Annotated in this window: 2 protein-coding genes; one reads left to right on the forward strand and one right to left on the reverse strand. The window is 58.2% G+C overall.

Features of this window, described 5'->3' with window-relative positions:
* Window positions 1-370: 370 nt before the first annotated feature.
* A complete protein-coding gene (locus tag V7778_RS25060) occupies window positions 371-760 on the forward strand; it encodes an alpha/beta hydrolase family protein (protein WP_335560353.1) in 390 nt (129 codons plus the stop codon).
* A gap of 48 nt (window positions 761-808) precedes the next feature.
* On the opposite strand, the gene V7778_RS25065 is transcribed toward V7778_RS25060, so the two are convergent.
* Window positions 809-1219, reverse strand: a complete 411-nt coding sequence (locus tag V7778_RS25065) for a DUF2061 domain-containing protein (RefSeq protein ID WP_335560355.1) — start codon at window positions 1217-1219, stop codon at window positions 809-811.
* Between the last annotated feature and the right edge of the window lie 246 nt (window positions 1220-1465).

The raw sequence follows: 1465 nt of genomic DNA on the forward strand, positions 1-1465 counted from the left end.
ACTTTGGGCGGCCGGAACCTGAGCTACCAGGGGCGCTGCAAACGTGGATCCCCCGCCTTCGCGCACTGCTGTCCGGGATATTTCATCTAGCTGAAAATCGTCGTTCCAGGACTAGGCGTCCCCTTGGCCGGACGTAAGTTTGCATGAACGAGCACAGCGAACGCTAATGGCCAGCAACGAACTTAGGTTCCGGCCAAAGGGGACGCCTAATCCCGAAAAGCAAAGCTGACCAGGATCGGCAAGGCGAACCTGGTGCTCGATGCGGCCAAGCTGCGGGCGGTCGAGATCATCGAATACCGCGCCTCCGACGCACTCGGAACTCCTGCCTACCTCACGCGGTCGGCAAGGACGCAGGGCCCCGACGCCGGCGGTGGTCCTGATCCATGGCGCGCAGATCACGCGCGACGAGTGGGAATTCAATGAGGAGGTCCAGTTGCTCGCGAGCCGCGGCTATCTCGCATTCCTCTTCAATCCTGCATCGCCGCCCAGGCACGCGGACGAGATCGATGTGCCGGTGTTGCCGATGCTCGGCGAGGAGGATGTGCGGGTTCCTATCTCGAATAGCCAAAAGATGCGGGATGCGCTCGAACAGCACAAGACGCTGGTAACGTGGGTGAGTCTCCCGGAGGAAGGCCACGGTCGGACGTATATTCCTAGCCTGACACGCTATTACACCAAGCTGCTCGATTTCCTCAACCAGCACATTGGGCCGGGTTTTCGGCAAAAGGCGGAGACACCTCAGGCAAGCAGGATCTCTTGAGCGGTCGGGCGGACTTCATCGCGCATACTTTGCCGCAGACAAGTGTAATCAAGCCATCTGGAGCTTGCCGTTGACGCGCAGCTCAAGCCGATTCCAGAAGCGGTCGTGCACCGGGAGCAGCAAGACGTTGCATACGGGCTCCAGTACCGCAGCCATTCCACCGAACGCCAACGAGCCCGTGGCGGCATACATGACGGAGAACGCGACGACCATGTGCATGGCGGTTTGGCTCAGCTTTTCGCCGGCAATCACCAGGTAGCGCGCGCGCTCGGAGGGCGACCGTCGGCGAAGCGCGGTCCATGCCTTTTCATGGAGGGGCAGCAGCAGTACATTGATGAGTGGCTCGATGACGATGGCGAGACCACCGAAGACGAGGGAGCCCGTCATGGCATAGGCGATCGCAAACGCAATGCCCATATGTGTAAGCACCTGGCTAGTTCTTTTTGCTGCGGTGACCATGCCGTCTTCCTTTCTTGCTCCGTTATCACTACTGCGAGGTCAAATGATAATTATTCTCGTTAATAGTGGAAAGCAATTTAAAATGAAGGCATCAATAGTCATAGGCTATCCCCATGGTGCGGTGTTCTTTCATGTCGTCGTCGCAAGCGAGCAACTCCCCTTGCGGGATATGTCATGAATTTGTTATAGTCTCGTTTCGCCTGACGCAGACGCGGTCTCCCGGAGATCCAAGCGAAAGGTTGACGA

This window comes from Massilia sp. DD77 (genome assembly GCF_036961685.1).
Lineage (GTDB): Bacteria > Pseudomonadota > Gammaproteobacteria > Burkholderiales > Burkholderiaceae_D > Telluria.